Origin of the sequence: Microbacterium gawkjiense (assembly GCF_031932225.1) — a bacterium.
GTDB classification, from domain to species: domain Bacteria; phylum Actinomycetota; class Actinomycetes; order Actinomycetales; family Microbacteriaceae; genus Microbacterium; species Microbacterium gawkjiense.
Window position 1 is genome coordinate 1,283,403 of record NZ_JAUZVV010000002.1, and the last position, 24,958, is coordinate 1,308,360.

A 24,958-nucleotide genomic window follows, 5' to 3' on the forward strand; every position below is an offset into this window, starting at 1 on the left:
ACCTAGAGAGGAATTCAAGGTGTGGCCGGTCAGTGCCCGATGGGCCCCTGCAGGTCGACCATGACCTGGATAGCCGACAGCGTCTGACGCTTCTGAAGAGTGTCGACCGTGCCCGACCCACCCAACGACGGCAGCGGAACGAAGATGAACGACTCCTCGAAGCCCTGCGGGCCGTGCATGGCGACCGCGTCGGGGAAGACCCCCCAGTTGAACTCCGAGGCCAGATGGTCAGCACCCACAGCCTCCGTGAGCAGAAGGAACGAATCGACATCCCCCAGGCCGACGCCTCTGTTCTCGCGGAAGATGAGACCCACAAGTCCACCCAGACTGGGCTCCCAGGTGATGAGATCTCCCAGCCCGGTGACCATGACGGGGATCGCCACACCGTCACCCTGGGTCTTGCCGATTCGGCCGCCGAGTTCAGCCTCGTAGACCGTGGGATTGATTACTCGAAGAAAACCGTGAGCGAATGTGCCGTACCCGTACGTGTCCCAGATCTCGACGATCTCTGCGGGCACCCGCTCCCGGTAGGCCGCGATGACCTCGGGTTCGACCGGCGCGTGCGCAACAAAATCAGCGATCTCGACCATGTCCCTCAAGCTAACCGAAGACCGTCGTTGTGGAGACCCCACCGGAGTCCACCCGGAGATCGAAGGGCTGGGACGAATCCGACTGCGGCCGATCAGTGCCCGATGGGCGCCTGCAGGTCGACCATGACCTAGATAGTCGACAGCGTCTGACGTTTCTGCAGGGTGTCGACCGTGCCAGGTTCGCCCGAAGAAGGAAGGGGACGAACATGAAGGACTCGTCAAAAGCGGGTGCACCCTGCCGCTCAACCGCCTCAGGGAACAGGCCCCAGTCGAGTTCGTCCTCGAGGTGCTCTGCACCGTCGAGCCTCAGAAGGGTCAGGAACGCATGCGGGACGAAATCTGCGATCTCCGCCACGTGATCCACCTCTCTGGATACGACGTTCGGCACGTCGGGGGTCAGGCGCCGAGCGTCGTTCCCGCGGCATCCGCCGTCACCGCTTCGCGGGCAGCCGCCCGTGTCGTCGGGGGCGCGACCGTCGGCTGCGGCGGGGGTGCCACATCGGCGACGAGCGGCATCTGCACGGTGACCGAGCGACCCGCCTGCACGAAGATGCCTCGACCGACGGGGAAGTCCGACCGCTTGACCCGGCCGAACGGCGTCTTGAAGATCGCCTCGCCGTCGTACGTGTCGGGCTTGAGGACGATGCCCTGACGGCCCGCCTTCCACTCCCCCAGCACACCGATGCTGCCGCTCGCCCGCGAGATCTCGGCGTCGCCGATCAGCATGTGCTCACTGTCGTTCATCGCCTGCAGCAGGGTGCGCATCGGGCGGTCGGCGGGGCCGTCCGACAGGTGCGGCATGTCCTCGATCACGATGAGGATGCGGCCTTCCGATACATCCCGCGTGATGAGCTCGGCCAGCTCGGTGGCCAGCTCCTTCTCGTCGTCGGGACGGGTGGCGCTCTTCACCCACGGACGGAAGTCCTTGAGCTCGGCGCGCCGGCTGCCGAAGTGGTAGAGCTGGACGCCCGGGTCGAAGCGTTCCATCGCGATGACGAGCGACTTGAGAGCGTTGGTGCGACCGGATGCCGGCGGCCCCGAGATCACGAACGAACCGATCGGCTCGAAACCGTGCGCCGAGAGGGTGTCGTCGGCGACGCCGAACACCGGCATCCCGTCGACCCGGGCCGGCATGTCCGTGGCCGGCACCGCGGTCGGCAGGGCACCGATCTCGGGGAGATCGCGCACGCCCTCCGCGCGGAGCTTGTCGCCGAGGACCCCGAGCGCCTTCGTCTGCTCGACGGCGTTGGAGGTCCCGCCGAGGACGGCGATCTGCGCCTCGTGACCGTCGATGACGGCGCGCCCGGGAACGGACTGCTCGTCGAGCACGTCGCGCGGAGTGCCGAGCAGCATGTACTGCGACGGGTCGCCCATCCGCAGGACCACCTTGCGCGAGATGTTCGAGGCGACGGCGCTCGGGACCGCGTTGCCGCGGTCGGCCGTGAGGACCGTGTGCACCCCGAGCGTGCGACCCTCGCCGAGGATACGCATGAAGGTGCGGTAGAACGGGCCGCGACCGGGCGCCACCTCCCAGTCCTTCTTGAACTCGGGGAAGTTGTCGATCAGCAGGATGATGCGCGGGAGGTTGGGGTCCGCGATCTCGCGATACTCCTGCAGCGTCGCGGCGCTGGCCGCCGAGAATGCCGACGCGCGGCGGTCCATCTCGCCGTCGAGGGTGCGCAGCAGGCGCTGGATACGCTCGACGTCCGAGCCGTCGACGACCGACCCGACGTGCGGGAGGGCCGACAGCGCGCCGAGCGCGCCGGTCGCGAAGTCCAGGCAGTAGACGTTGACCCGGCCGCGGTCCGGTCGCATGCCCGCCGCCGTGCCGATCGTCTTGAGGACGGTCGACTTGCCCGACCCGGACGTGCCGTACACGACGAGCGATCCGTCGCGATCGGGGACGAAGAACGCCGGCTCCTGCTGCTGCTTCTCGGGCACGTCCATGAGGGCGATGGGGATGCGCGTGTCGCCCTCGTTCGCAAGGTTCGCGAGGTCGACGAGCGCCGACAGATCGTCGAGCCAGGGACGGCGGGGGCGCGGCAGACCCGCGACCTCGCACGCGGTCACGAGGTTCGACACGATACGCCTCTGGTCGTTCGGCCCGAGGTCCTCCTCGTGCGAGTCCGACTCGGCGGGGCGGTCGGGCTCCCACTCGGCGGCCGCACCGAAACGCAGCTCGGCGACGCGCACCTCGGCGACCGCGGTGTCCTCCAGACTCGTCCAGCCGCCGGTGTAGGCGGACTGGAACGGCACGAGGCGGCCGGGGCCGGTCTTGGCGATCGCGCGCCCCGGGACCGACGCGGGGAAGCTCGCCGCGACATCATCGTCCACCACGTCGCGCGAGTCCGCCTCATCCGCCATACGGAGGGCGATGCGCAGGTTCGTGTTCGCGCGGAGATTGTCCTTGATGACACCGGCGGGGCGCTGGGTCGCCATGATGAGGTGGATGCCGAGGGAGCGGCCGCGCTGGGCGATGTCGACGACGCCGTCCACGAACTCCGGCATCTCCGAGGCCAGGGCGGCGAACTCGTCGATGACGAGCACGAGCGACGGCGGGCACTCCGGGTCCTGGCGCTTCTCGAGTTCGAGGAGGTCCTTGGCCTTCTTGCGGTTCAGCAGGTGCTCGCGGTGCTGCAGCTCCGCGCGGAGGCTCGTCAGCGCCCGGCGGACGAGGTGCGGGTTGAGGTCGGTGACGAGGCCGACGCAGTGCGGCAGGTCGACGCAGTCGGCGAAGGCCGAACCGCCCTTGTAGTCGACGAAGAGGAAGGTCACGCGGTCGGGGCTGTGCGCGGCGGCCATGCCGAGCACCCACGCCTGCAGGAACTCGGACTTGCCCGAACCGGTCGTGCCGCCCACGAGCGCGTGCGGTCCCTGCGTCCGCAGGTCCAGCGCCATCGCGTCGCTCGGCCCCTGCCCGATGATCGCGCGGAGCGTGCCGGCCTTCTTCAGACGGGGCCGCGGCGTCGGCGTGCGGTCCACGATCGTGTTGTTCTGCTGCCAGCGCTCGATCGCCGCGTGCGGGTTCTCGGCGATCGCGGGGTCGATGAGCTGCAGGAAGTTGACCGAGTTGGGGATGTCGGACGCGTCGTGCACGACCGTGCTGGCATCCACCACCGGCGACAGGCGTCGCGCGAACATCTCCATGTAGGCGTTCGAGACCCCCTCGACGGCGACGTGCTCGAAGGCCTCGCCGTTGCGGACGAGACCGACCCGCGCATCGGCGAGGTCGTTCCGCAGCTCGATGAAGCTGCGGCAGACAGCGGGCAGCGACTCGACCGTCTCGGAGATGAACACGGCGTGGACACCGTGATCGGCGCCTCGCTCGAGGACGTCGGTGAGGCGCCCGCGGTCGACCGGCGCATCGCCGGTGACGAAGACGACCACCGAGATCGGGGGTGTGCGGACGCGGTCCTCGGCGGCACGAGCGACATCCGTCCCGTAGAGGAGGGGATTCCAATCGTCCTTGAACGGGCCACGGGGCTCGCCCTCGCGGCCACCGCCGGAGGCGCGACGGACGTACTCCTCGAGCGAGTTGAGCAGGCCCGCGGCACTCGGCGCGGAATCGGCCAGCGGCGCCGAGCGGAACGGGCTGCGCTCGGCGGTCGTGTGCGGAAGCCACTTGAGCCACTCGAGCTCGGGCGTCCAGGACGAGTCCGAGAAGGCGACGGTCACGACGTCGTTGGGCGCGTGCAGGCCGAACACCTGCACGGCCACGCCGCGCATCGCATCGGCCACGAGCGCGCGCGGACCGGCGATGCCGATCGAACCGGAGGTGGGGAACGTCTCGAAGACGGGGACGTCGTCGACCATCTCGTAGCGCAGCCGCAACCGATCGACGCGGTCGATGTACTCGGGCAGCCCGTCGGGCGTCTCGGCGTCGTCGATCCCGTTGCGCGCGGGGAGGGAACAGGTCCCGAGTCGCAGGGCGAGGAAGTTCCAGTGCTCGGGACGTCGGGTCCACAGCAGCGGACCGAGCCGCATCGCCTCCTCGAAGACGTCGGCGACCGCCGGCGCCTCGGCGTTGCGAGCCGCCTCCTCCTCGGGCTTGCCGCGGAAGAAGTCCTCCTCCAGTTGCTCGAACTGCCGCTCGAAGAGCAGACGCTCGTGGTCCTCGCTCTTGCGACTCTGGACCGACTGGTTGATGAGGTTTCCGAACGCCATGAGCGGTGTCATGACGATCAGCAGGAGCGAGCGGGGATTGCCGTTGAGCGCGAACAGCGCGGCACCCATGAGGATCGGGGCGACCATGATCGGCCAGGGGAAGATCTTGCCGATCTTCTCGGTGGGCAGGCGCGGCGGCTTGAAGCGCGTGCCCGGGTAGCGGACCTCGACGCGCGGACTGCGGTTGAACAGCAGCCCGCCGCCACGCTCGATGATCGGGTCGTCGGCGGCGGCACCGTCCCACGCGTTCGTGAGGTAGACGACGAGCGTCGTCGCGCCGATGACGAAGGGCCGACCGTCCTCGACGCGCACACGCTGCACTTCGACGCCGTCGACGAGGACGCCGTTGGCGGAGTTCAGGTCGACGACCTCGGCGTGCGCACCGACCTCGAGTCGCGCGTGGCGCTTCGAGACCATGGGGTCGGCGAGCACGACGTCGTTGCTCGGGTCGCGCCCGATGGACACGTGACCTGCCGACAGGGCGAACTCCTGTCCGGCGAGCGGCCCGGCGGTGGCCCGCAGGATGCCCACGGTCTCGCCGCGTCCGGCGCGGGTGTATCCGGCGCCGTAGTTGACGATGGATGCCGCGAACCCCGACCCGAGGGGCGCTTCGCCGATCGGCAGGTCGTGGGGCAGCTCGACGGCGCGGGACGCGGTCGGCGGCGCGACCGACAGGGTGAGGACGTCGTCCTCGGCGAAAGTGGTCGACCGGGCGGGATCGGATGCCGCGATGTACCGCGCGACGTCGCCGACGGTCGCCGTGGAGTCGGCTGTCACGACGATGTCGACGGGGTCGTTGTCGTGCCGGTGCAGGGTGAGCTTCAGCCGCATTGCTCTTCTCCGATGGGGTGGGGACGCGTCGGGCGGACGGGTGCGGGCGGGACGATCACAGTGCGACGACTTCGGCGAGGCGGTCTCCGAGGCGGACGGTGTCGCCGACGGCCGCGGCGAGTGCCACCCCGGCGACGGCCGCTGTCTCGACGCCCGCACGGACGACCGCGCTGCCGTTGGTGGACCCGCGATCGACGACCTCGAGCCCGTGGGCGGTGGGCGTCAGAATCGCGTGGGTCTTCGAGAGGGAACGGCTCTCGTCGAGCAGGCGGTGCGGCTCGGCACCCGGTGCACTCGCCGGGTCGGGATCGCGACCGATCAGGAGCGGCCCGGTGACGGCGACCGTCTCCCCCGTGTCGAAGCGCAGGCCCCACCGGGGCGACGGCGCGGGCGCGGGCTCGGGTGCGGGCGCGGGCTCGGGCGCGGGCTCGGGTGTGGGCGCGGGCTCGGGTGCGGGCGCGGGCGCGGCTTCGCGGGCCGGTGCCGGCGTCGGCGCGGGCGCGACGCGGGGGGTCGCGAGGCCGGGGGCGGCGTCGATGACCCCCGGAGCGGCCGACGCCGCGGCATCCTCCGTCGCCGCAGGGCGGCCGTCGGGTCCGCGGTTCACGCCGAGGACCCCGGCGCTGATGCGGTTGCCGGGACGGTAGTCCGGACGCGCGCCGGGCCGGGTGGGAGTGGCGAGCGACGGGCGCTCCGGGCGTTCGGGGACAGGCTCCGCCTTGACGGTCTTCCGGGCGATCCGCATCCGCTTCTCGTCATACGGGTTCAGGCCGCGGCGGATGTCGACCAACCACATCCGCGCGGCACGGTCGTGCAGCCCGCGGCCCCGCTCCTGCGGGTCGAAGGTGGGTGAAGCGAGGATGACCGCGGTGCCGATGACCGGGATGACGCCGGCGAGGCCGACGATGAGCGCACGGAGGAGGACGGCTCCGGCGCCGGGCTTCTCGAGCGTGCGGACGTTGATGCTCCGGAGCCCCGTGAACCCCTTGCCGATCGTCAGTCCGCGCCGCGCCTGCAGGACCCACTGCACGATGAGGAAGGCGAGCGAGAGCGCCACGGTGATACTCGCCATCACGACGGCCAGCACGAAGCCGGGGTGATTGACGAGTCCATAGGGCGAGATCGCCCCGGTCGCGAGCTTCAGGAGCAGCGGGACGGCCCCGAGCCACAGCGGCAGCTGCAGGAAGGCCCAGATGAGGATGTCGAGGAGGAAGGCGAGGGATCGACGACCGAACGGTGCACGGACGAGGCCCAGGGCGGCCGCGTACGCGGGGTCGGGCCGACCCATCGCGTCGACGCCATCCGGCCGGTCCTCCGGCTGATCGATCTCCCAGATCATGCCGTCGGTGCTGCGGGCTGATCGCCGGGCACGAAGTAGCGCGCGGGTGAGAGCCCGGTGCGCACGACCGCGTCACCGGCGGCGTCGAGGAACTGGGTCAGCGTCGCGACGCTGAGGGTCCCCGACGGGTCGGCGATGATGACATTGTCGACCACCGGCAAAAGCGTCGCGGTGCCCTGCGGCCACGTCGCGAACGTCGTGGTCACCCCCGACTCCAGCACCCGGATCTTCGCGGGCGCGATGTGCACGTCGGGGCGCTGGAGGGCGACGGTCTGCACGTCATACGCGCGCACCGAGAACAACCGCAGCACGCGCTCGAACCGCATCGCCAGCTCCGGCACTCGCTCCCGCCACGGGAACGGCGCCCACCCCTCGTCGGTCAGCACCATCGGGTGCGCGCTCACCAGGGGCCGGTCCGCATCAAACAGCTCCTCCGCGACGTCCAGCGTCCGCGCGATGGCGGCCTGATCCTCCGCACCCACGATGACCACTCGATCACGGGCGAAAGGGAACACCACCGGGTCGCCGGAGAGCTCGAGCCCCGCCACCCGCGACGGGTCGAGCAGCACCGCAGCGGCGAGCGCCTCGTCCTCGATGACCACCGCCCTCTCGACCGCGGAGGGGAGCTCACCGACGAGCGAGACCGCAGCGCGCAGGGCGTCCCGGAACCCGGCATCCGCCCCTTCCGTCTCCCCCTGAGTGACGGCGGAGCCCCGATCACGGTGATCGAGCCCGACGAAGACCTCACCGCCGACGTACTCGACCCGCGGGTGCGCGGGTCCCGGAGCCGTCTGCGCGAGCACTCCCAGCTCGCTCGCACCATAGATACGCACGGTCACATCCGTCGCGATCGCACTCATCGGTTCAGCCCTCTCATCAGCGTTCTCACAGACTAAGTCCTCGGTCGTCGGCGCTGAGCGCGTCGACGTCTCCCCACGACCACCGAAGGTCGGGGACGTCCTGGCTCGGGCCGGGCGACCGGTGGAACACCCACCCGTCGGGAACGAGGTGCAGGGCGAGGGATAGCGTCGCCTCCGGGGACCCGTCCCCGGCTCGCACGAGCGCCACGCCGACCCCGTCCGGATAGATCCAATACCGGACCCGAGTGGCAAGGACAGCGCGCAGCGCCGCCGTGTAATCGCCGATCGCGTCGTCGCGCTCGGCGTCGAGGTCCAGCAGCGACCAGTTGCCCGCGCGATACAGGCACGCTGCGCTCAACGAATGCCAGAGTTCCTCGGCGTCCGCAGGTGTTCCCGCGGAATGCCACTCCGCCAGCGGCACGATCCGCGCGTCCCCGCGGACCAACACGGGCACGGCCCCCTCGATCAGACCGTCATGCGTCGCCTCTATCGCTCCTGCTGGCGCTGCGTACGCGCTCACCAGCGCGCGCCGCGCCTCCTCGGGGAGGATCGTCGATTGCCGGGTCGCGGCTGTCATCGGTCGCCCCCACGACCGTCCGTCGCCGGCGACCACGTCAGGTCCACGGGCGGGATCCTGCGCGTCGGCCGGGTCGTCGACAGCCATCCGAGGGGCACGATGTGGACGGCACTGGCCGACGCGGGCGCCGGGAGCGGTTCGCCGTGCACGACGAGGACGATCGCCCTGTCGTCGGAGCCCCACCAGTCGGCGCGGCGGACCCCGTGGCGCTCCAACGCCCGCACATACGCGTTGGAGGGCGCACCGCCGGGCTCCACGGCCAGGGCGGCGCCGTGACGGTACTCGCAGGCGCTGCGGATGCCCCGCCACAGTTCGCTGGCGCGCTCGCGCACGGCCGCGCGAATCTCGTCGCTCGTCGGGGGCTCCCACGAGAGCGGCACGATCGACACGTCGCCGCGACGGAGGAGCGGCGTCCCCGGGATCAGCTCGCCGTCAGGCTCGTCGCCGCGGGCATCGACGAGCCGCGCTTCGATCTCGTCCACGATGCGGCCGCCTCTGACGAGGGCGCCCTCGCCGTCCTCCGAGCGGACGTCGGCCGCGTCGATCACGTGACCCGTGAGCCAGGGCTCTCCCGACACGGTCGCGTCGGGCTGAGTCATGAGTTCAGGTCCAACCTCTGCGCCCTGCCCGGCCACACGCCCGGGTTGTAGTCGCCGTCGAGGTTGCGCCCCACGCCCGTCGCCGAAGAAGGTATGTCGATGACCGCTTCAGGGATGCCGGTGGGCAGATACCCGCCGGGGATCCAGTGCTCGTTCGCGCCCGCCTCGTTGCCGGACGGCATCCGGAGGTTCGTCAACTCAGAGGGGTCGAAATGGCGGACTTCGAGCGGCAGCGGATTGCCGTTGTCGTCGAAGAACCAGCTGCGCTCCATGCCGAGTTGATCGGCGATGATGTTCACGTCGCCGTCGGCGTTGCGGATGATGTCGTCGAGCTCGGACGTCGGGAAGACGAAGGTCGAGCCGTCCCATTGCCCGGGGCCGTACGTGTGCAGCGTGTCGGAGAAGTAGATCCTGCTGGCGCCGTCGTCGAAACGCGCCAGGTGCTGGGAGATGTAGTCGCCGTCGAGGTAGTCGCCGGGGTCGGGCGCGTCGCCCTTCCAGCTGACGACGGCGTCCGGCGTCCAATGCGTGTCGGTACGCCAGGCACCGCTCACGTTGTCGAGCGCAGTGACCTGCGAGCGGTTCAGGTTCTGTCTCTGGCTGTGCTTGCGGAACATGTCCGCGAGCTGACGCACGTGGACGGGAACGCCGTCCAGCGAGTTCTTCAACGGTCTGATGACCTCACCGATGCCCATGATGCCCCTCCCCGGTCAGAGTAGCCACGACGATCGCCGGCCACCCAGGTCTTGCTTTCACGCCGTCCATGGTTCAATGTCCGCCCTCGACCATTGCAGGTCGGCGGGCGCACGTCCGGACGTCGTCTCACTGCGCCCCGAGACCCAGCGCGCCGGCACGAGGTGCACCGCGAGCGCCATATCGCCCGCCTCCGGATCTCCGGAGTGGACGAGGACGAGGCCGGTCTCGTTCAGGACCCACCATCGTGCGTCGCGGACGTCCGCCGCACGCAGCGCCGCCGCGTAGGCGGCCACCGGTCCGTCGCCGCGTCCGTCGAGCGGCAGATCGATCGGTCGCCCGGCGGCGTACTCGAAGGCTCCGGCAAGCCCCGCTGCACGATCGTCGACGCGCCGACGCTCCTCCGCGGCATCCCGCCCGGACGCGCCCGGCGCGGTGCCCTGCAGCATCACCGGCACGATCCTCGCCGCCTCTCGCTCGATCACCGGCACCGCCGAGGGCACCGGCTCGAAGCGGGTGAGCGCCGTCACCGCGTCGAGGACGGTGGCATCGGATGCCGGCAGGATCCAGCCGTCCTGCTCGGAGGCAGGATCACCGGTGGCGATCTCCGCACGCGCGTACGCCTCGGCCCCGTCGATCGCATCCAGGTCGAACCGGGTCAACTCCGGCGGAGCGGATGCCGAGATAAGCGGCCCCCAGTCGCCGAAGGCCGGCACGTCGAGCCACCTCAGCTCCTGCGGCGCGCTGATCTCGGTGACGAGATCCTCATCGATCGGAGAGGAGCGCTCGATGTGGACGACGCCGTCCGCGTACCAGCGGTGCTCGACTCGCAGCAGCCGGGAGAACGGTACGCGTCGCCCCGGATCGCCCTCGGGATAGAACAGATCGACCGCATTCCGACGCAGCAGGCGCCCGCCGGTCTCCTCCCACCCGATCCGGCGCATCGGCGTCTTCGTCGGTGCGTAGAACGTGACCGAGAACCGGTGGCGGCTTACAGACACATCGAGGAACCACGTCGGCGGGGTCGACGCCGCGACCACGCTCAGTCCCTTGCCGTCGTCGTACCGGCGGCGGGCATCGTCGTCGGTCAGATACGGGTTCTCACCGAGGGCCTCGAGCCGGTGGATCTCGAACCGCTCCGGGTATCGCGCCGGTCGAGATCCCGACATCATCGCCAGTTGTACGTGAACGCCCAGTAGAGAGCCTCGAGCGCCGCCGGCGAGAGATCGGGATGCCGGTCCGCCATCGTCGCCTGCGCGTGCCGCCCGCCCTCCTGGAGGGACATCGACGACCAGTCGACGGGGACGCCCATGCACTCCTCGACGATCGCGCGGACTTCTGCGACGAGCGCCTCACGGGTGCCCGGCGCGGCATCCGGAGCGACAGCGTCCTCGTCGGCACGGGGGAAAGGCGATCGCCCCTTCGCGAGGTACGCGATCACTGCGTCGCTCAGCGACTCGTTCATGGTGTTCTTTCCCATCGGATCAGTCGGGCCAGATGACGGTTTCTTCCAGAGTGTCCGGATGCACTCGGATGATGCGGGTGATGGCGTCGTTCTGCTGCAGCCGCTCCAACTCGCTGTACCACACGGCGCCGGGACGCAGATTGTCGCCGAGCACGGCCCGCACCTCGCCCGAGGCGCCCGACGCGTACGCCTCGGACACGCGGGTCCAGGTGTCGACGGCTGCGGGGTTGTCCGCATCCCACTCGGGCATCTGGATACCCCTCGACTCGATCAGCATCTCGAGCGTCGTTCCGCCCCGCGGTCCGGCGATGGCTCCCGCCACCTCGTCACCGCGACGCGGGTACATCCCCGACCAGTAGTACGCCGTGTTCGGGGCGGTCACGAAGTCGGCCGGATTCACACTGCCGTCCGCGTTGAAGCCGGGATGGGGTGAGCCGCTGGACGGGGAGGCGGTCTCGATCCTGTCGAGGTCGGTCACGCGCCCCGTCGTCTGGTTCTGGCGGTCGCCGTGTCTGCGGAACATGTGGGCGAGCTGCCGCACATGGACCGGAACACCGTCCAGCGCATCCTTGAGCGGCCGAATGACCGCGGAGCCGATTCCCATCCGTCAGTCGCCCCCGATGTTCAGGCCGGCGAGGTCGGACATGAGCCTCTCCGTGAGGGTTTCGACGTCGGCGGCGTGCTGTTCCATCTCGCCCTGCGCCTGCTCGAGAGCCTGCAGGTCGGCGTAGAACTCGTCGGGGTCGCCCGCGACAGCCTCGACGATGGGCGAGTCGAGGGCGGCCATGATGACGCCGGGCAGCTCGTTCGCGAGCGGTTCGATCACCATAGGGAGGACCTGGTTCAGCACCTGTTCGACAGCCATGTCGACGGCAGCGTTGAGCAGCTTCTTCTTGATGATGAGCATCGGGCCGGCCCCGGCGGCGGTGATCGGGTTCGTCAGCATCGCGACGAGCGCAATCATCGTCGAGGTGACGTCGGCGATGACCTTGATCTTGAGCGCGGTGACGGCACCGGCGGCGATGTCCACCCCGGTCGGCACGGGCCCGAGGATGTCGAGCAGCTTCTGCAGGTTCTGGGCGCGGTTCGCGTTCCAGGCCCCGACGTACGCCGGGCCCGCCTGGCCGCGCAGCGCCACGGCGAGCTCGGTGTTGACCTTGCGGTCCATCGCCTGCAGCTTGCCCTCGAGCTCCGTGCGGAACACCTCGATGATGTGGCCGCCGCGGCGGAGTTCGTCCTCATCGATGTCAGGCCAGTCGAAGCCGAGCTTCTCCATCACCCAGATGAGCTCGTTCGGCAGCATCATTCCCATGGCGGAACCTCCCGCGACGACATTAGGCGAACGACGGGACCGATTTCGATGGGGAGAACTCCCCCGGCTCCGACCCGCTAGTATTCTCCGCCACTTACTCAGTGGAAGAAGTGACGCTCCCCGGTGAAGTACATCGTGACCCCGGCGGCCTGAGCGGCGTCGATGACCTCCTGGTCGCGCACGGACCCGCCCGGCTGGATGATCGTCGTGATCCCGGCATCCAGCAGCACCTGCGGTCCGTCGGCGAACGGGAAGAACGCATCGGATGCGGCGACCGAGCCGGCGGCGCGGTCCCCCGCCCGCTCGACGGCGAGGCGGCACGAGTCGACGCGATTGACCTGTCCCATGCCGATACCGACCGTGGCGGAGTTCTTCGCCAGCACGATCGCGTTGGACTTCACGGCGCGGCAGCTCTTCCACGCGAACGACAGGTTCTCGAGCTGGTCGTCAGCGGGGCGTTCGCCCGATACGAGCTGCCATGAGTCGACGAGCGACTCGATCTCGTTCGGGAACCGGTCGGCGTCCTGCAGGAGGAGGCCACCCGAGACCAGACGCACGTCCATCGGCTCCTGGCGCCAGTCGGCGGGCAGCTGCAGGACGCGCAGGTTCTTCTTCAGCTTGAAGACCTCGAGCGCCTCGGGCTCGAAGTCGGGGGCGACGATGACCTCGGTGAAGATGTCGCGCAGGTTCTCCGCCATCTTGAGCGTCACGGTGCGGTTGGCGGCGATGACGCCGCCGAACGCCGACACGGGGTCGCACTCGTGCGCGCGCAGGTGCGCCGACGCGATCGGGTCGAGCGCCTGCGGGGCGCCGATCGCGATGCCGCACGGGTTCGCGTGCTTGATGATGGCGACGGCCGGCTTGATCAGGTCGAACGCGGCGCGGAGCGCGGCATCGGCGTCGACGTAGTTGTTGTACGACATCTCCTTGCCCTGCAGCTGCGTCGCCTGCGCGATGCCGTGCCCGCCGACGCGGGTGTAGATCGCCGCGCGCTGGTGCGAGTTCTCGCCGTAACGCAGCGTCGCGAGACGCTCGGCCTTGATCGTGAGGTGCTGCGGCAGGTCGCCTTCGCCCTCGAGGGTCTCCTCCGCGAACCAGGTCGCGACGGCGCGGTCGTAGGCGGCGGTGTGCGCGAAGGCGCGGGCGGCGAGCTCCCGCCGCTGCGCGAGGGTCGTCCCGCCCTGCCCGAGCGCGTCGACGATCGCCGGGTACGACTCCGGCGAGACCGCGATCGCGACGTTGGCGAAGTTCTTGGCCGATGCGCGCACCATGGCCGGTCCGCCGATGTCGATCTGCTCGACGACCGAGTCGCCCTCCGCCCCGGAGGCGACGGTCTCGACGAACGGGTACAGGTTCACGACGACGAGCTCGAAGGGGAGGATGCCGAGTTCGCCCAGCTGGGTCTCGTGATCCTCCAGCCGCAGGTCGGCGAGGAGGCCCGCGTGCACGCTCGGGTGCAGCGTCTTCACGCGTCCGCCGAGCGACTCGGGGAAGCCGGTGATCTCGGACACGTCCTTCACGGAGATGCCGTTCTCGCGCAGCAGCGCGGCGGATCCGCCGGTCGAGACGATCTCGACGTCCGCGGCGGCGAGCGCCTGCGCGAGCTCGAGGAGCCCTGTTTTGTCGCTCACCGACACGAGCGCCCGGCGCACCGGCACGACGTCGCGGTCGCGGTAGAGGGAGGGATCGATCTGCGGTCCGGCCATGCGGGAACTCCTCGGGTCGGGGGCGTTCGGGTGCGGTTCAGGAAGTGAGGTCGAGCTCGCCCGTCGCGATGCGACGCACGACGTCGATGAGCAGCCGGCGCTCGACCGGCTTGATGCGCTCGTGAAGGGTGTGCTCGGTGTCGTCGGGGAGCACCGGCACGCGCTCCTGCGCCAGGATCGGCCCGGTGTCGACGCCGTCGTCGACGACGATGACGCTCGCGCCGGTCTCGGTGACACCGGCGGCGAGCGCATCCCGCACACCGTGAGCGCCGGGGAACTCTGGCAGATAGGCCGGGTGCGTGTTGATCAGGCGCGGCGCCCACACCGCCACGACGGCGGCGGGCAGCAGGCGCATGAGCCCGCTCAGGACGACGAGGTCGGGCTCCCAGACGTCCAGGTGCGCCAGGAGCTCCTCGCCCCAGGCCTCACGACTGTCGAACTCCTGGAACGGGACCATGAAGGTCGGGATGCCGTACGCCTCCGCGTGGACGAAGCCGTCGGCCTGCCGGTCCGCCCCCACCACGATGATGCGCGCGGGGAAGTCGGGCTCGCTCGCGGCGTCGAGGAGGGCACGCAGATTGGATCCCGTGCCCGAGATGAGGACGGCGACCGTGAGCACCGGCTCAGTCTAGCGGGGTGGTGGGGAACTCATCGGGCGAGACCGCGGCGGCCGGTGCCGGACGGGACTCGGCGGTCGGAGTCGTCGCGGGCGTCTCGCGCACAAGGGGCTGCTCGGCGTCCTCACCGCGCGGTGAGAGGAGGACGACGGCGGCACCGACGGCCACCTCGGCCGCCGCCACGAGGGCGACGAGCCAGGGCTCGGGCCCGACCTGGATGAGGCGGCCCGGGCCGAGCGACCCCTGCGCCGCCCACGCGAGGACGGCGACCACGGCACCGGTGCCGAGGACGAGGATGGCGAGGGCGACCAGGCGCGGGCGGAGCGGCTCGGCATCCGTCCCCGGTCCCACCAGCAGGGCGCTGCGCGTCGCGGCGCCGGCCAGCGCGCCGAAGCCGACCACCACGAGTCCGAGCAGCAGCAGCCACCCCGACGTCGAGTCGGGGATGACGCCGAAAACGGGGATGCCGGGCACGACACCCAGGCTCGTCCCCGCCGGGGACACGGCCGTCCCGGTGCCGACGGCGAAGCCGGGCCCGACCGCGAAGCCGGCGAACCACATCACGAGGGTGGGCAGGTAGAGGATGCTGCCGAGGGCGAGGACGACGACGCCGAGGAGGTCGGCCTGCGCGGCCTGCGTCAATGCGATGACCTCGCCGCCGCGGGCGAAGAACAGGATGGCGAGGACGACGGCACCGACCGCCACGATCCCGGCGACGCAGATCGCGACGCCGCGGGCACCGGCATCCACTGCTTCCTGCACGTCGTCGGGGAGCCGCTCGGAGAGCGCGTCGATGATGCCGTCGTCGCCGTCGTTCCAGGCGCGGATGACGGCGCTGACGAGGGCGGGAACGGCGAACACGAGCGTCGGGCCGGCGACGGCGGGCAGCAGGTCGACCGCAGCGATCGAGGCGCGACCGGACAGGGCGATGAGGGTGGACACGACGGCGACCGCGATGGTGCCGCCGACCACGCCCGTCACCCACGCGCCCGCCCGCGCCGCGCGCGCGCCGGAGCGCCACGCCGAGATCGCGGTGAACGCCGCGAGGGCGGTGGGGGCGAGCGACAGGGTGAACTGCGCACCGCCCGACGGCAGACCGCCCGAGACGACGAGCTCGGCGGGCAGGGAGACGGCGACCGGCGCGAAGTGGCCGAGCTGCCAGATCGTCGCGGCGGCGGGCCACAACGCCGCCCAGTCCGCGTCGCCGCCGATCCCGAAGATCCAGACGAGGGTCACGGGCGCGAGCACGACGCCGACACCGACCGCGACGGCCAGGAGGGCGTCGACGGCGGCGAGGAGGGAGACGAGCAGGCGATTCACAACAGACCGACCCTACCCGCGCGCAGGCCTCCCGCCGGGCTCCCGCTCCGGCGCGGACGCACTACCCTCGGAGGGTGAACAGCACCACATCCCGCTCGTCCCGCGGGGCCGCAGCCCCGGCATCCGCGTCGTTCCTCGACCGCTACTTCGAGATCAGCCACCGCGGCTCCACCGTCGGCACCGAGATCCGCGGTGGCGTCGTCACGTTCGTGACGATGGCCTACATCGTCATCCTGAACCCGGCCATCCTGTCGACGCCCGACGTCGAGGGCATCACCCTCGCGCCGGCGGCCGTCGCCACGGCGACCGCCCTCACCGCCGGCGTCATGACGATCCTGTTCGGCCTCGTCACGCGCCTGCCGTTCGCGTTCGCGGCGGGTCTCGGCATCAACGCCTTCGTCGCGTTCTCGGTCGTCGGACAGGTCTCGTGGGGCGAGGCGATGGCGCTCGTCGTCATCAACGGTCTCATCATCGTGCTGCTTGCCGCGACCGGCCTGCGCAAGCTGATCTTCGACGCCGTGCCCGTGCAGCTGAAGCTCGCCATCACGGTCGGCATCGGCCTGTTCATCGCCTTCATCGGGTTCGTCAACGCCGGGTTCGTGAACCCCGCCGAGGGCACCCCACTGGAGCTCGGCGTCGGCGGCTCGATCACCTCGCCCGCCACGATCCTGTTCATCGCGACGCTGCTCATCGGCGGCATCCTCATGGCCCTGCGGGTGAAGGGCGCGATCCTCATCGCCCTCGTCGCGGGGACGATCCTCGCCGCGATCGTGAACATCTTCACGCCGATCGCCGACTTCGGGCTCTCGAACGGCATCTTCGCGGCCCCGAACCTCAGCCTCGTGGGCGCCGTCAACTTCGGGTTCGACCTCGGACGGGTGGGTGTGCTCGCGCTCGTCATGTTCGTGTTCACCCTCGTCTTCACGAACTTCTTCGACGCCATGGGCACGATGACCGGCCTCGCGCGCGAGGCGGGACTCGCCGACGAGCGCGGCAACTTCCCGCGCATCAAGTCGGCGCTCATCGTCGAGGGTGTCGGCGCCGTCGTCGGCGGTGGCACCTCGTCGTCCTCCGCGACCGTCTTCGTCGAGTCCGGCTCGGGCATCGGCGAGGGAGCCCGCACCGGTCTCGCCAACGTCGTCACCGGCGTGCTGTTCCTGCTCGCGATGTTCATCACGCCCGTGACGGGCCTCGTGCCCGGCTTCGTCGCCGCGGCCGCGCTCGTTCTCGTCGGCGCGCTCATGCTCACGCAGATCAAGAACATCGACCTGTCGGACTTCAACGTCCTGCTGCCCGTGTTCCTGACCGCCACGGTCATGCCGCTCACCTACTCGATCGCCAACGGCATCGGCGCCGGCTTCATCAGCTGGGTCGTGCTCAACACGTTCTCGGGCAAGGCGAAGCAGGTCCACTGGCTGCTATGGATCGTCGCGGCCGGCTTCGTCCTGTACTTCGCCCGCGGCCCCATCGAAGCCGCCTTCGGGGTCTGACCGCCCCCCACGTCGAGGTCCCGATCGGGCCGGGTATGCGCGTGCGATACCCGGCCCGATCGGGACCTCGGTCGTTCCGGGAACGACGAAGGGCCGGATGCCGCCGCGCGACGCGTCCCGGGGGGCTGGTGCGTGCGGGGTGGGGCGGCGCGCTCGGCAGGCGGACGCACGTTCCGGGGACGCCAACGGTCGGGTCACGGCGGACCAGGCCACACCTCGCGTCCCCGGAGCGCGGGCCGGGCGGGGTGACGCTCGTTCCGGGGACGCGAACGTCGCGTCGCGGCGGATCGGGCGACACCTCGCGTCCCTGGAGCGCGCACGGCGCGGGGATTCCGGCGACGCGTCCCCGAAGCTCGCCGCGCCCCACGGGCGTTCCGGGAACGACGAAGGGGCGGATGCCGCAGCATCCGCCCCTTCGTTCGTGTGGCTTAGAGCGCCTCGATGATGGCGCGCATCAGGTCGGCGGTCTCGGACGGGGTCTTCCCGACCTTGACGCCGGCGGCCTCGAGGGCCTCCTTCTTGGCCTGCGCGGTGCCCGCCGAGCCCGAGACGATGGCGCCGGCGTGGCCCATGGTCTTGCCCTCGGGAGCGGTGAAGCCGGCGACGTAACCCACGACGGGCTTCGTCACGTGCGCCTTGATGTAGTCGGCCGCGCGCTCCTCGGCGTCGCCGCCGATCTCGCCGATCATGACGATGGCCTTGGTCTCGGGGTCGGCCTCGAACGCATCGAGGGCGTCGATGTGCGTCGTGCCGATGACCGGGTCACCGCCGATGCCGATGGCCGTCGAGAAGCCGAGGTCACGGAGCTCGAACATCATCTGGTACGTCAGCGTGCCCGACTTCGACACGAGGCCGATGGGGCCCTTGCCGGTGATGTTCGCGGGCGTGATGCCGACGAGCGCCTCGCCGGGCGTGATGATGCCGGGGCAGTTCGGACCGATGATGCGGGTCTTGTTGCCCTTGCTCTTCGCGTAGGCCCACGCCTCGGCGGTGTCGCCGACAGGCACACCCTCGGTGATGACGACGAGCAGCGGGATCTCGGCGTCGATCGCCTCGATCATGGCGTCCTTCGTGAAGGCGGGCGGCACGAACGCGATGGAGACGTCGGCGCCGGTCTTCTCGATGGCCTCGGCGACCGAGCCGAAGACGGGGAGGTCGACCTCGCCCTCGTGCGGCTTCTCGTGGGTGACGGTCGTGCCGGCCTTGCGGGCGTTGACGCCGCCGACGACGTTCGTCCCGGCCTTCAGCATGAGGGCGGTGTGCTTGGTGCCCTCACCGCCGGTGATGCCCTGGACGATGACCTTGGAGTCCTTGTTGAGGTAGATAGACATGTCTGTTGTCCCTGTGTCTCGGTAGTCTCGGCGCGTCTCAGGCGTTCGCCAGCTCGGCGGCCTTGTCGGCGCCCTCGTCCATACCCGAGGCGAGCGTGACGAGCGGGTGGTTGGCCTCTGCGAGGATCGCGCGACCCTCCTCGACCTGGTTGCCGTCGAGGCGGACGACGAGCGGCTTGGTGGCCGCGTCGCCCAGGATCTCGAGGGCCTTCACGATGCCCTCGGCGACGGCGACGCATGACGTGATGCCGCCGAAGACGTTGACGAAGACGCTCTTGACCTGCTCGTCACCGAGGATGACGTCGAGACCCGAGGCCATGACCTGCGCATTCGCGCCGCCGCCGATGTCGAGGAAGTTGGCGGGCTTGACGCCGCCGTGGTTCTCGCCTGCGTAGGCGACGACGTCGAGGGTCGACATGACCAGGCCCGCGCCGTTGCCGATGATGCCGACCTGACCGTCGAGCTTGACGTAGTTGAGGCCGGATGCCTTCGCCTTCGCCTCGAGCGGGTCGGCGGCGCCCTTGTCCTCGAGCTCTTCGTGCTCGGGGTGGCGGACCTCGCTGGCGTTGTCGTCGAGCGACACCTTGCCGTCGAGGGCGACGATGTCGCCGGCGCCGGTGCGGACGAGCGGGTTGACCTCGACGAGCGTCGCGCCCTCGCCCTTGTAGACGTCGTAGAGCTTCACGAACACGTCCGAAACCTTCTCGACGAGGTCCTCGGGGAAGTTCGCGGCCTTCGCGATCTCGACGGCCTTGGCCTTGTCGATGCCCTGCAGCGGGTCGACCTCGATGCGCGCGAGCGCCTCGGGGCGCTCGACGGCGAGCTCCTCGATCTCCATGCCGCCCTCGACCGAGCAGAGGCTCAGGTAGGAGCGGTTCGAGCGGTCGAGCAGCACCGAGAAGTAGAACTCCTCGGCGATGTCGGCGCCCTGGGCGACCATCACGCGCTGGACGACGTGGCCCTTGATGTCGAGGCCGAGGATGGCCTCGGCTGCCGCGTAGGCCTCGTCGGGGGTCTTAGCGACCTTGACGCCGCCGGCCTTGCCGCGACCTCCGGTCTTGACCTGAGCCTTGACGACGACGACACCGCCGATCTTCTCCGCAGCCGCCTTCGCCTCCTCAGGGGTGTCGGCGATGATGCCGGCGAGCACCGGCACCTCGTACTTCTCGAACAGGTCTCGTGCCTGGTACTCGTAAAGGTCCACTGCAATCCTTCGCTGGGCGACGGTGGGGGTGACGGGCGCGGAATTATCTCGATGTCGAGAGATCGCCCGGTCGAAAAGCCTACTACCCGCGCCTGAGTGCCCCGCGCGGGAGCACCCTCGTTCGGCGGGGGTGCGTTCAGCGCTCGAGTGCGGCGCGCCAGACCCGCCGGTGCTGCTCGACGTAGGCCGTCACGTTCCGCCAGTGCGCACCGTGCCCGTCCGCGAACATCGACGACCACGGCTCGGCGCCCACCTCGTGCGACGTCCGGAGGAGGTCGTGCATCGCGGCGGTCCGCTGCGCCATCGCCTCGGGCAGTTCGCGGCGGAGCCGAGCCTCGGCGCCGTAGCCCTCGACGAAGGCGGCGAGTCCGCGCGCCGCCTCCGCGGCGACGACCGAGGTGTCGTTGAGCGTGAACGCCTGCGCGGCATAGGCGAGGTCCCACAGCCGTGTACTGGGGGCGGCCGCATCCCAGTCGATGAAGACCCACCGGTCTTCGCCGACGACGAGGTTCCACGGGGCGAGGTCGTTGTGGCACACGAGCTCGGCGCCGGGCGCCGGGATCGCGGTCTCCCAGACGGCGTCGGCGGGTACCGCGTACGCGGCGCTCGCGTCGTGGATGGCCCGCACCATCGCGCCCACGCGCCGCAGCTCGCCCGCCGACATCGGCCCGCGCCCGATCGCGAGCTCACCGGGGACGTACTCCAGGATCTGCCGCCCGGCATCGTCCCGCCCGCGCTGTTCGGGCGCGTCGACACCCGCCGCTCGCAGCGCCTGCACGTAGGCGATGACGCTCGGCGTCGACGCCGTCCACGGCTTGCGCACCGTGTCGCCGATGCGGACGACGGCCCCGCTCGCGTTGCCGCCCGCGAGGGGCTCTTCGTGCGGCATCCGTCAGATCCAGCCGCGTTCGCGCGCCGTGATCGCCGCCTGCTGGCGGGTCGCGAGGCCGAGCTTGCCGAGGATCGACGACACGTGGTTGCGGACGGTGCCGGCGGAGAGGTGAAGGGATGCCGCGATGTCGGCGATCGTCTCGCCGCGGGCGCCGGCGCGCAGCACGTCGAGCTCGCGGTCGGTCAGCGGCGAGCGCTCGTCGCTGAGCGCGTCGGCGGCGATCTCGGGGTCGACGTACCGGCGGCCGGCGGCGACCTCGCGGATGACGGCGGCGACGTCGCCCGCGGGCCGGGACTTCGGCACGAAGCCGTCGACCCCCGCGCCGAGCGCACGGCGCAGCACCCCGGGACGCGCGTGGCGGGTGACGACGACGCACCGTGCCGGGATGCGCTGACGGATGCGGGCGGCCGCCTCGACGCCGTCGATGCCGGGCATCTCCAGATCGAGCAGGCAGACGTCGGGGCGCAGCTCGAGCGCGCGAGCGACGGCGCTCTCGCCGTCGGCGCACTCCGCGACGACCTCGAGGTCGTCCTCAAGACCGAGCAGGGCGGCGAGCGCCGTGCGGATCATGTCCTCGTCGTCGGCGATGAGCACGCGGATCATGCGGGGCCTCCGTCGGCGGGGACGGTCACGATGAGCTCGAATCGGTCGTCCTCACGGCGGGTGACGGCGTCGCCCCCGACGACGCCGACCCGGTGGGCGATGCCCTCGAGCCCGGCGCCCGCGCCGATGGTCGAGCCGGGCCCGGGATCGTTCGCGGCGGTCAGCCGCCAGTACTGTCCCGCGCGCTCGAGACCGAGCCGCGCCCACCGGCCGCCGCCGTGCTTGAGTACGTTGGTCGTGCACTCGCGGACGACCGGCCCCAGCAGGTCGGCGGGAGCGGATGCCGCATCCGCGGCGACGTCGAGGGTGACCTCCAGACCGGCCGCACGCAGCAGGTCCGCCGCGTTGGCGAGTTCGTCGGGCAGCGGCACCCCGCGGAAGCGACCGGCGAGCGACCGGGTGCCCTCGCGCGCCTCGTCGACGGACGCGCGCGCGAGCGCGATCCGGTGCGCGGCGGCATCCGGGTCGCGTCCGATCATGCGCTCGGCGAGTTCGAGCTGCAGCGCGATCACCTGCAGGTGGTGCCCCTGCAGGTCGTGCAGTTCGCCCGCCAGACGCAGGCGTTCCTGCACCGCGGCCAGCCGCGCCTCGGTCCGCCGCGCGCGGTCGAGTTCGAGGACGACATCCCACGACCAGAGCGAGAGCGCCTGCATCGCGGGCAGGCTGAGCGCGAAGAACGCGGGCAGGAAGGCGTCGCTGCCCCCCGACGCCCGACTGAGTTCGACGACCCACAGGACGGCGAGGGCGACCTCGAGCAGCACGACACCGCGCCAGCGGATGCCGGGGGCCCACCGGACGAGGCAGAGGACCGTGCCGACGAGCGCCGCCCCCAGCAGCGCCGAGGCCGACACGAGGCCGACGCCGACTGATGCGAGCACCCCGGCGACGACGGGCAGCGACAGGAAACGCCGACCGCCGGACGGACGGTCGGTGTCATCGAGGTCGCCGTCGCGGCGGTAGCGGGCGAGCAGCACGATCATCGTCACGACGACGACGGTCGACAAGCCGAGGAACCCCACGAGCGTGACGGGGTCGCGCCAGCCGCCGCGCGCGACGAGGACGATGACACCCCACACCAGCAGCGCACCGATGAGGAAGAACACCATCGAGGACGCGATGTACCACCCGGTCGCGGTGACCCCGCGGGCAAGGGAGACGGCGGTGCGCGTCGGGGTCGGGTCGGGGCTGGTCACACGGCCACAGTACGACCATGACGAATGTCACCCCTCGGGTCATCGGATCTCCCGGCGAGAGGTGACGCCGCGGCACTGCCGCCGCCACCGCATCCTCGGTGGGATGGGAACACGGCGATACGAGATCCGGTCGCCGCATCCGAGAGGACATCATGTCGAACCCCGTCTCCGACCTCGTCGCCGGTTTCCAGGACCTCGTCGCGCAGGTGCCCGACCTCGTGCAGCCGCTCATCGTGGCCCTGGCGGGAGCCGTCCCCTTCATCGAGGGCGAGGGTGCCGCCGCGATCGGCATCATCGGCGGCATCCACCCCGTCGTCGCCGCGCTCGCCGGCGCCGCGGGCAACTTCCTCTGCGTCGCCATCGTCGTGCTCGCCACCGCCCGCGTGCGCACCGCCGTCACCACCCGTGCCGGAGCGGCCGAGAAGCCCGTGTCGGCGCGCTCCGAGAAGTTCCAGAAGGCCTACCACCGCTACGGCACACCCGGGGTGAGCCTGCTCGGCCCGCTCATCCTGCCCACCCAGTTCACCGCGGCCGCCCTCAAGGGCACCGGTGTGCCGACGCGCACCGTGCTCTTCTGGCAGGGCCTCGCGATCGTGCTGTGGACCACCCTCGTCACCCTCATCATCACCGGGGTGATCGCCGCGGCCGGCTGAGTCAGTCCACGCGTCGGAGGCCTCGCGATGCGGGGCCTTCGATGCGTTCCCCGGATGCCGTGAACCGCGACGCGTGCAGCGGACAGTCCCAGGTGCACTCGAGGTCGTTCCACTCGAGGACCCCGCCGAGATGCGGGCACACGGCGCTCACCGCGCGGGTCTCGCCCCCGGTCGTCGAGATCCCGACGGGACGGCCGCCGCGCTGCGCGACCACGCCCTCCCCCTCGGCCGGCTGCGGCACCGGGACGGCCTCGGCCTCGGCGGCGGCCCATCCCTTCGCCGCCGCGAGCCCGACCTTCGCGTTCTCGACCGCGCCCTGTGCGATGTCGGCGGGCATCGTCAGACGCGTGCCGATCTGCGTCATCCACCGCGGCCGGTCACGCCAGCTCTCGCCACGCAGCTCGCTGACGATGCGCAGCGCCGCCGCGGGCGCGTTCGTCAGCCCCCACTTGGCATAGCCGGTCGCGAAACGGACGCGGCCGAGCGAGCGCGGCATCGCGCCGATGAACGGGATGCGGTTATGCGAGACGTAGTCCTGCGCCGACCACCGGTGGGTCTCCTCCCCCACCGGCAGCGTCTGCTGCGCCCACTGCGACAGCTCATCGAGCATCGCGCGCTCCGACGCGGTGCGTCCGACGGGGTGGCCGGCTCCGCCGACCACGATCTGCGCGACGTCGGAGGGTCCGTCGCCGGGGAGGATCGTACGCACCGAACGGGTCGGCTCGTCGGCGGAGAGGTACATGCCGTCGGGCAGCGGAGCGGTGAGGGTGAAGGAGACGCAGGCCGACCGCATCCCGCTCACCTTCGCCCAGTAGAGCCCGCGGTCGAGGATCGGGATGCCGGTGGCCACCACGACCTGCGAGGCGAGGAGCGGCCCCAGGTCGGTCTCCACCCGCGGCTCGGGGAAGACCTTCACCCCGCGCACGTGGACGCCGAGATGGAGGGTCCCGCCCGCGGCGACGAACGCGCCGGCGAGCGCCGCGAGCAGCTGCATCGGATCGACGGCGCGCTGGTCGTCGAGCGCAACCGCGGCCACCATCGGCACGGCCGCCTCGCGGAGCTCGGCGTCGTCGACGAGGCGCACCGCGAGGCCCGCCTCGCGCGCGGCGTCGTACTCCTTCACGACCGAGCGCCGGCCCTCGTCACCCTGGGCGTAGGTGTAGGCGGTGCGTGAGGTGAGCGGCACGCCGAGACGGTCGGCGGTATCCGTCATCCACGCGAAGCCGTCGCGGTTCGCCTCGACGTAGGCCCGGACGAGGGATGCCGGGTGCCCCGATCGCAGCGACGAGAGCGTCGTCCCCTGCAGCAGCGACACCTTGCCGGTGTTCGATCCCGACGCGAGTTCGCCGACGCCGCCGCGCTCGACGAGGGCGACGTCGACGCCGGACCGCGCGAGCTCGTACGCGGTCGCGAGTCCCGTGAGTCCCGCACCGACGACGACCACCTCGTGGCGACTGCCGGGGGTGAAGGGGATGCCGGGGGACTCGGAGGGGCGCTGCTTCCACAGGGAGGACATGGG

At 70.9% G+C, this 24,958-nt stretch carries 22 protein-coding genes; 2 read left to right on the top strand and 20 right to left on the bottom strand.

The window, feature by feature from the left end:
- Positions 1-29 precede the first annotated feature (29 nt).
- The 14 genes from Q9S71_RS14410 to Q9S71_RS14475 form a co-directional block, all read right to left on the bottom strand.
- Positions 30-590, bottom strand: a complete 561-nt coding sequence (locus tag Q9S71_RS14410) for a GAD-like domain-containing protein (protein ID WP_311863105.1) — start codon at positions 588-590, stop codon at positions 30-32.
- Between the two features lie 396 nt (positions 591-986).
- A complete protein-coding gene (locus Q9S71_RS14415; RefSeq protein WP_311863108.1) occupies positions 987-5,585 on the bottom strand; it encodes an FtsK/SpoIIIE domain-containing protein in 4,599 nt (1,532 codons plus the stop codon).
- 55 nt (positions 5,586-5,640) lie between these two features.
- On the bottom strand, positions 5,641-6,924 hold the full coding sequence (locus tag Q9S71_RS14420; RefSeq protein WP_311863110.1) for an RDD family protein: 1,284 nt from the start codon (positions 6,922-6,924) through the stop codon (positions 5,641-5,643).
- Positions 6,921-7,784, bottom strand: coding sequence for a hypothetical protein (locus tag Q9S71_RS14425; protein ID WP_311863113.1), 864 nt, complete (start codon positions 7,782-7,784; stop codon positions 6,921-6,923). The genes Q9S71_RS14420 and Q9S71_RS14425 overlap by 4 nt, the downstream gene beginning before the upstream one ends.
- Positions 7,785-7,809: 25 nt before the next feature.
- Positions 7,810-8,361, bottom strand: a complete 552-nt coding sequence (locus Q9S71_RS14430; protein ID WP_311863116.1) for a hypothetical protein — start codon at positions 8,359-8,361, stop codon at positions 7,810-7,812.
- Positions 8,358-8,960, bottom strand: coding sequence for a hypothetical protein (locus tag Q9S71_RS14435; protein ID WP_311863119.1), 603 nt, complete (start codon positions 8,958-8,960; stop codon positions 8,358-8,360). Before Q9S71_RS14435 ends, Q9S71_RS14430 begins: the two co-directional genes overlap by 4 nt.
- Positions 8,957-9,655, bottom strand: a complete 699-nt coding sequence (locus tag Q9S71_RS14440) for a hypothetical protein (protein WP_311863123.1) — start codon at positions 9,653-9,655, stop codon at positions 8,957-8,959. Before Q9S71_RS14440 ends, Q9S71_RS14435 begins: the two co-directional genes overlap by 4 nt.
- 57 nt (positions 9,656-9,712) lie before the next feature.
- Complete coding sequence (locus Q9S71_RS14445; protein WP_311863126.1) at positions 9,713-10,822, bottom strand: hypothetical protein; 1,110 nt, start codon at positions 10,820-10,822, stop codon at positions 9,713-9,715.
- The gene (locus Q9S71_RS14450) at positions 10,822-11,133 is read right to left on the bottom strand and encodes a hypothetical protein (protein WP_311863128.1); all 312 of its coding nucleotides are present in this window, start codon (positions 11,131-11,133) and stop codon (positions 10,822-10,824) included. The genes Q9S71_RS14445 and Q9S71_RS14450 overlap by 1 nt, the downstream gene beginning before the upstream one ends.
- Positions 11,134-11,137: 4 nt before the next feature.
- The gene (locus tag Q9S71_RS14455) at positions 11,138-11,641 is read right to left on the bottom strand and encodes a hypothetical protein (RefSeq protein WP_311863131.1); all 504 of its coding nucleotides are present in this window, start codon (positions 11,639-11,641) and stop codon (positions 11,138-11,140) included.
- A gap of 84 nt (positions 11,642-11,725) precedes the next feature.
- Positions 11,726-12,430 carry a WXG100-like domain-containing protein gene (locus Q9S71_RS14460; protein ID WP_254632232.1) on the bottom strand — a complete coding sequence of 235 codons (705 nt, stop codon included), beginning with the start codon at positions 12,428-12,430 and terminating at the stop codon, positions 11,726-11,728.
- Between the two features lie 98 nt (positions 12,431-12,528).
- A complete protein-coding gene (gene purH / locus Q9S71_RS14465; protein ID WP_311863137.1) occupies positions 12,529-14,136 on the bottom strand; it encodes a bifunctional phosphoribosylaminoimidazolecarboxamide formyltransferase/IMP cyclohydrolase in 1,608 nt (535 codons plus the stop codon).
- Positions 14,137-14,173: 37 nt separating this feature from the next.
- A complete protein-coding gene (gene purN / locus Q9S71_RS14470; protein WP_311863139.1) occupies positions 14,174-14,755 on the bottom strand; it encodes a phosphoribosylglycinamide formyltransferase in 582 nt (193 codons plus the stop codon).
- Between the two features lie 4 nt (positions 14,756-14,759).
- Positions 14,760-16,073 (bottom strand): cell division protein PerM, encoded by a 1,314-nt coding sequence (locus Q9S71_RS14475; protein ID WP_311863142.1) that lies wholly within the window; start codon positions 16,071-16,073, stop codon positions 14,760-14,762.
- 74 nt (positions 16,074-16,147) lie between these two features.
- Here Q9S71_RS14475 and Q9S71_RS14480 point away from each other — a divergent pair, with 74 nt between their 5' ends.
- Positions 16,148-17,563, top strand: a complete 1,416-nt coding sequence (locus Q9S71_RS14480) for an NCS2 family permease (RefSeq protein WP_311863145.1) — start codon at positions 16,148-16,150, stop codon at positions 17,561-17,563.
- A 428-nt stretch (positions 17,564-17,991) separates the two neighbouring features.
- Here Q9S71_RS14480 and sucD read toward each other — a convergent pair whose 3' ends face one another.
- The 5 genes from sucD to Q9S71_RS14505 all read right to left on the bottom strand — a co-directional run bounded on the left by sucD (position 17,992) and on the right by Q9S71_RS14505 (position 22,786).
- Positions 17,992-18,894 carry a succinate--CoA ligase subunit alpha gene (sucD, locus tag Q9S71_RS14485; protein ID WP_311863149.1) on the bottom strand — a complete coding sequence of 301 codons (903 nt, stop codon included), beginning with the start codon at positions 18,892-18,894 and terminating at the stop codon, positions 17,992-17,994.
- 37 nt (positions 18,895-18,931) lie between these two features.
- Positions 18,932-20,098, bottom strand: coding sequence for an ADP-forming succinate--CoA ligase subunit beta (gene sucC, locus Q9S71_RS14490; protein ID WP_064001263.1), 1,167 nt, complete (start codon positions 20,096-20,098; stop codon positions 18,932-18,934).
- A gap of 136 nt (positions 20,099-20,234) precedes the next feature.
- Positions 20,235-20,987, bottom strand: coding sequence for a phosphotransferase (locus tag Q9S71_RS14495; protein WP_311863154.1), 753 nt, complete (start codon positions 20,985-20,987; stop codon positions 20,235-20,237).
- Positions 20,988-20,990: 3 nt separating this feature from the next.
- Positions 20,991-21,593 carry a response regulator gene (locus tag Q9S71_RS14500; protein WP_311863158.1) on the bottom strand — a complete coding sequence of 201 codons (603 nt, stop codon included), beginning with the start codon at positions 21,591-21,593 and terminating at the stop codon, positions 20,991-20,993.
- The gene (locus Q9S71_RS14505) at positions 21,590-22,786 is read right to left on the bottom strand and encodes a sensor histidine kinase (protein WP_311863161.1); all 1,197 of its coding nucleotides are present in this window, start codon (positions 22,784-22,786) and stop codon (positions 21,590-21,592) included. The genes Q9S71_RS14500 and Q9S71_RS14505 overlap by 4 nt, the downstream gene beginning before the upstream one ends.
- Positions 22,787-22,938: 152 nt before the next feature.
- Between Q9S71_RS14505 and Q9S71_RS14510 the strand changes: the two genes are divergently transcribed.
- Complete coding sequence (locus tag Q9S71_RS14510; RefSeq protein WP_311863164.1) at positions 22,939-23,439, top strand: small multidrug efflux protein; 501 nt, start codon at positions 22,939-22,941, stop codon at positions 23,437-23,439.
- A 1-nt stretch (position 23,440) separates the two neighbouring features.
- On the opposite strand, the gene Q9S71_RS14515 is transcribed toward Q9S71_RS14510, so the two are convergent.
- Entirely contained in the window at positions 23,441-24,955 is a 1,515-nt protein-coding gene (locus Q9S71_RS14515) for an FAD-dependent oxidoreductase (RefSeq protein ID WP_311863167.1), read from the bottom strand.
- Positions 24,956-24,958 lie beyond the last annotated feature (3 nt).

Bases quoted from the DNA above. Each gene is read 5' to 3' on its own strand.
- Q9S71_RS14445 (WP_311863126.1), bottom strand. From the start codon at position 10,822: ATGTCGGGATCTCGACCGGCGCGATACCCGGAGCGGTTCGAGATCCAC.
- Q9S71_RS14430 (WP_311863116.1), bottom strand. From the start codon at position 8,361: ATGACAGCCGCGACCCGGCAATCGACGATCCTCCCCGAGGAGGCGCGG.
- Q9S71_RS14435 (WP_311863119.1), bottom strand. From the start codon at position 8,960: ATGACTCAGCCCGACGCGACCGTGTCGGGAGAGCCCTGGCTCACGGGT.
- Q9S71_RS14495 (WP_311863154.1), bottom strand. From the start codon at position 20,987: ATGCCGCACGAAGAGCCCCTCGCGGGCGGCAACGCGAGCGGGGCCGTC.
- Q9S71_RS14420 (WP_311863110.1), bottom strand. From the start codon at position 6,924: ATGATCTGGGAGATCGATCAGCCGGAGGACCGGCCGGATGGCGTCGAC.
- Q9S71_RS14455 (WP_311863131.1), bottom strand. From the start codon at position 11,641: ATGTTCCGCAGACACGGCGACCGCCAGAACCAGACGACGGGGCGCGTG.
- Q9S71_RS14410 (WP_311863105.1), bottom strand. From the start codon at position 590: ATGGTCGAGATCGCTGATTTTGTTGCGCACGCGCCGGTCGAACCCGAG.
- Q9S71_RS14515 (WP_311863167.1), bottom strand. From the start codon at position 24,955: ATGTCCTCCCTGTGGAAGCAGCGCCCCTCCGAGTCCCCCGGCATCCCC.
- Q9S71_RS14510 (WP_311863164.1), top strand. From the start codon at position 22,939: ATGTCGAACCCCGTCTCCGACCTCGTCGCCGGTTTCCAGGACCTCGTC.
- Q9S71_RS14425 (WP_311863113.1), bottom strand. From the start codon at position 7,784: ATGAGTGCGATCGCGACGGATGTGACCGTGCGTATCTATGGTGCGAGC.
- Q9S71_RS14500 (WP_311863158.1), bottom strand. From the start codon at position 21,593: ATGATCCGCGTGCTCATCGCCGACGACGAGGACATGATCCGCACGGCG.
- Q9S71_RS14415 (WP_311863108.1), bottom strand. From the start codon at position 5,585: ATGCGGCTGAAGCTCACCCTGCACCGGCACGACAACGACCCCGTCGAC.
- Q9S71_RS14460 (WP_254632232.1), bottom strand. From the start codon at position 12,430: ATGGGAATGATGCTGCCGAACGAGCTCATCTGGGTGATGGAGAAGCTC.
- sucD (WP_311863149.1), bottom strand. From the start codon at position 18,894: ATGTCTATCTACCTCAACAAGGACTCCAAGGTCATCGTCCAGGGCATC.
- Q9S71_RS14450 (WP_311863128.1), bottom strand. From the start codon at position 11,133: ATGGGAAAGAACACCATGAACGAGTCGCTGAGCGACGCAGTGATCGCG.
- purH (WP_311863137.1), bottom strand. From the start codon at position 14,136: ATGGCCGGACCGCAGATCGATCCCTCCCTCTACCGCGACCGCGACGTC.
- Q9S71_RS14440 (WP_311863123.1), bottom strand. From the start codon at position 9,655: ATGGGCATCGGTGAGGTCATCAGACCGTTGAAGAACTCGCTGGACGGC.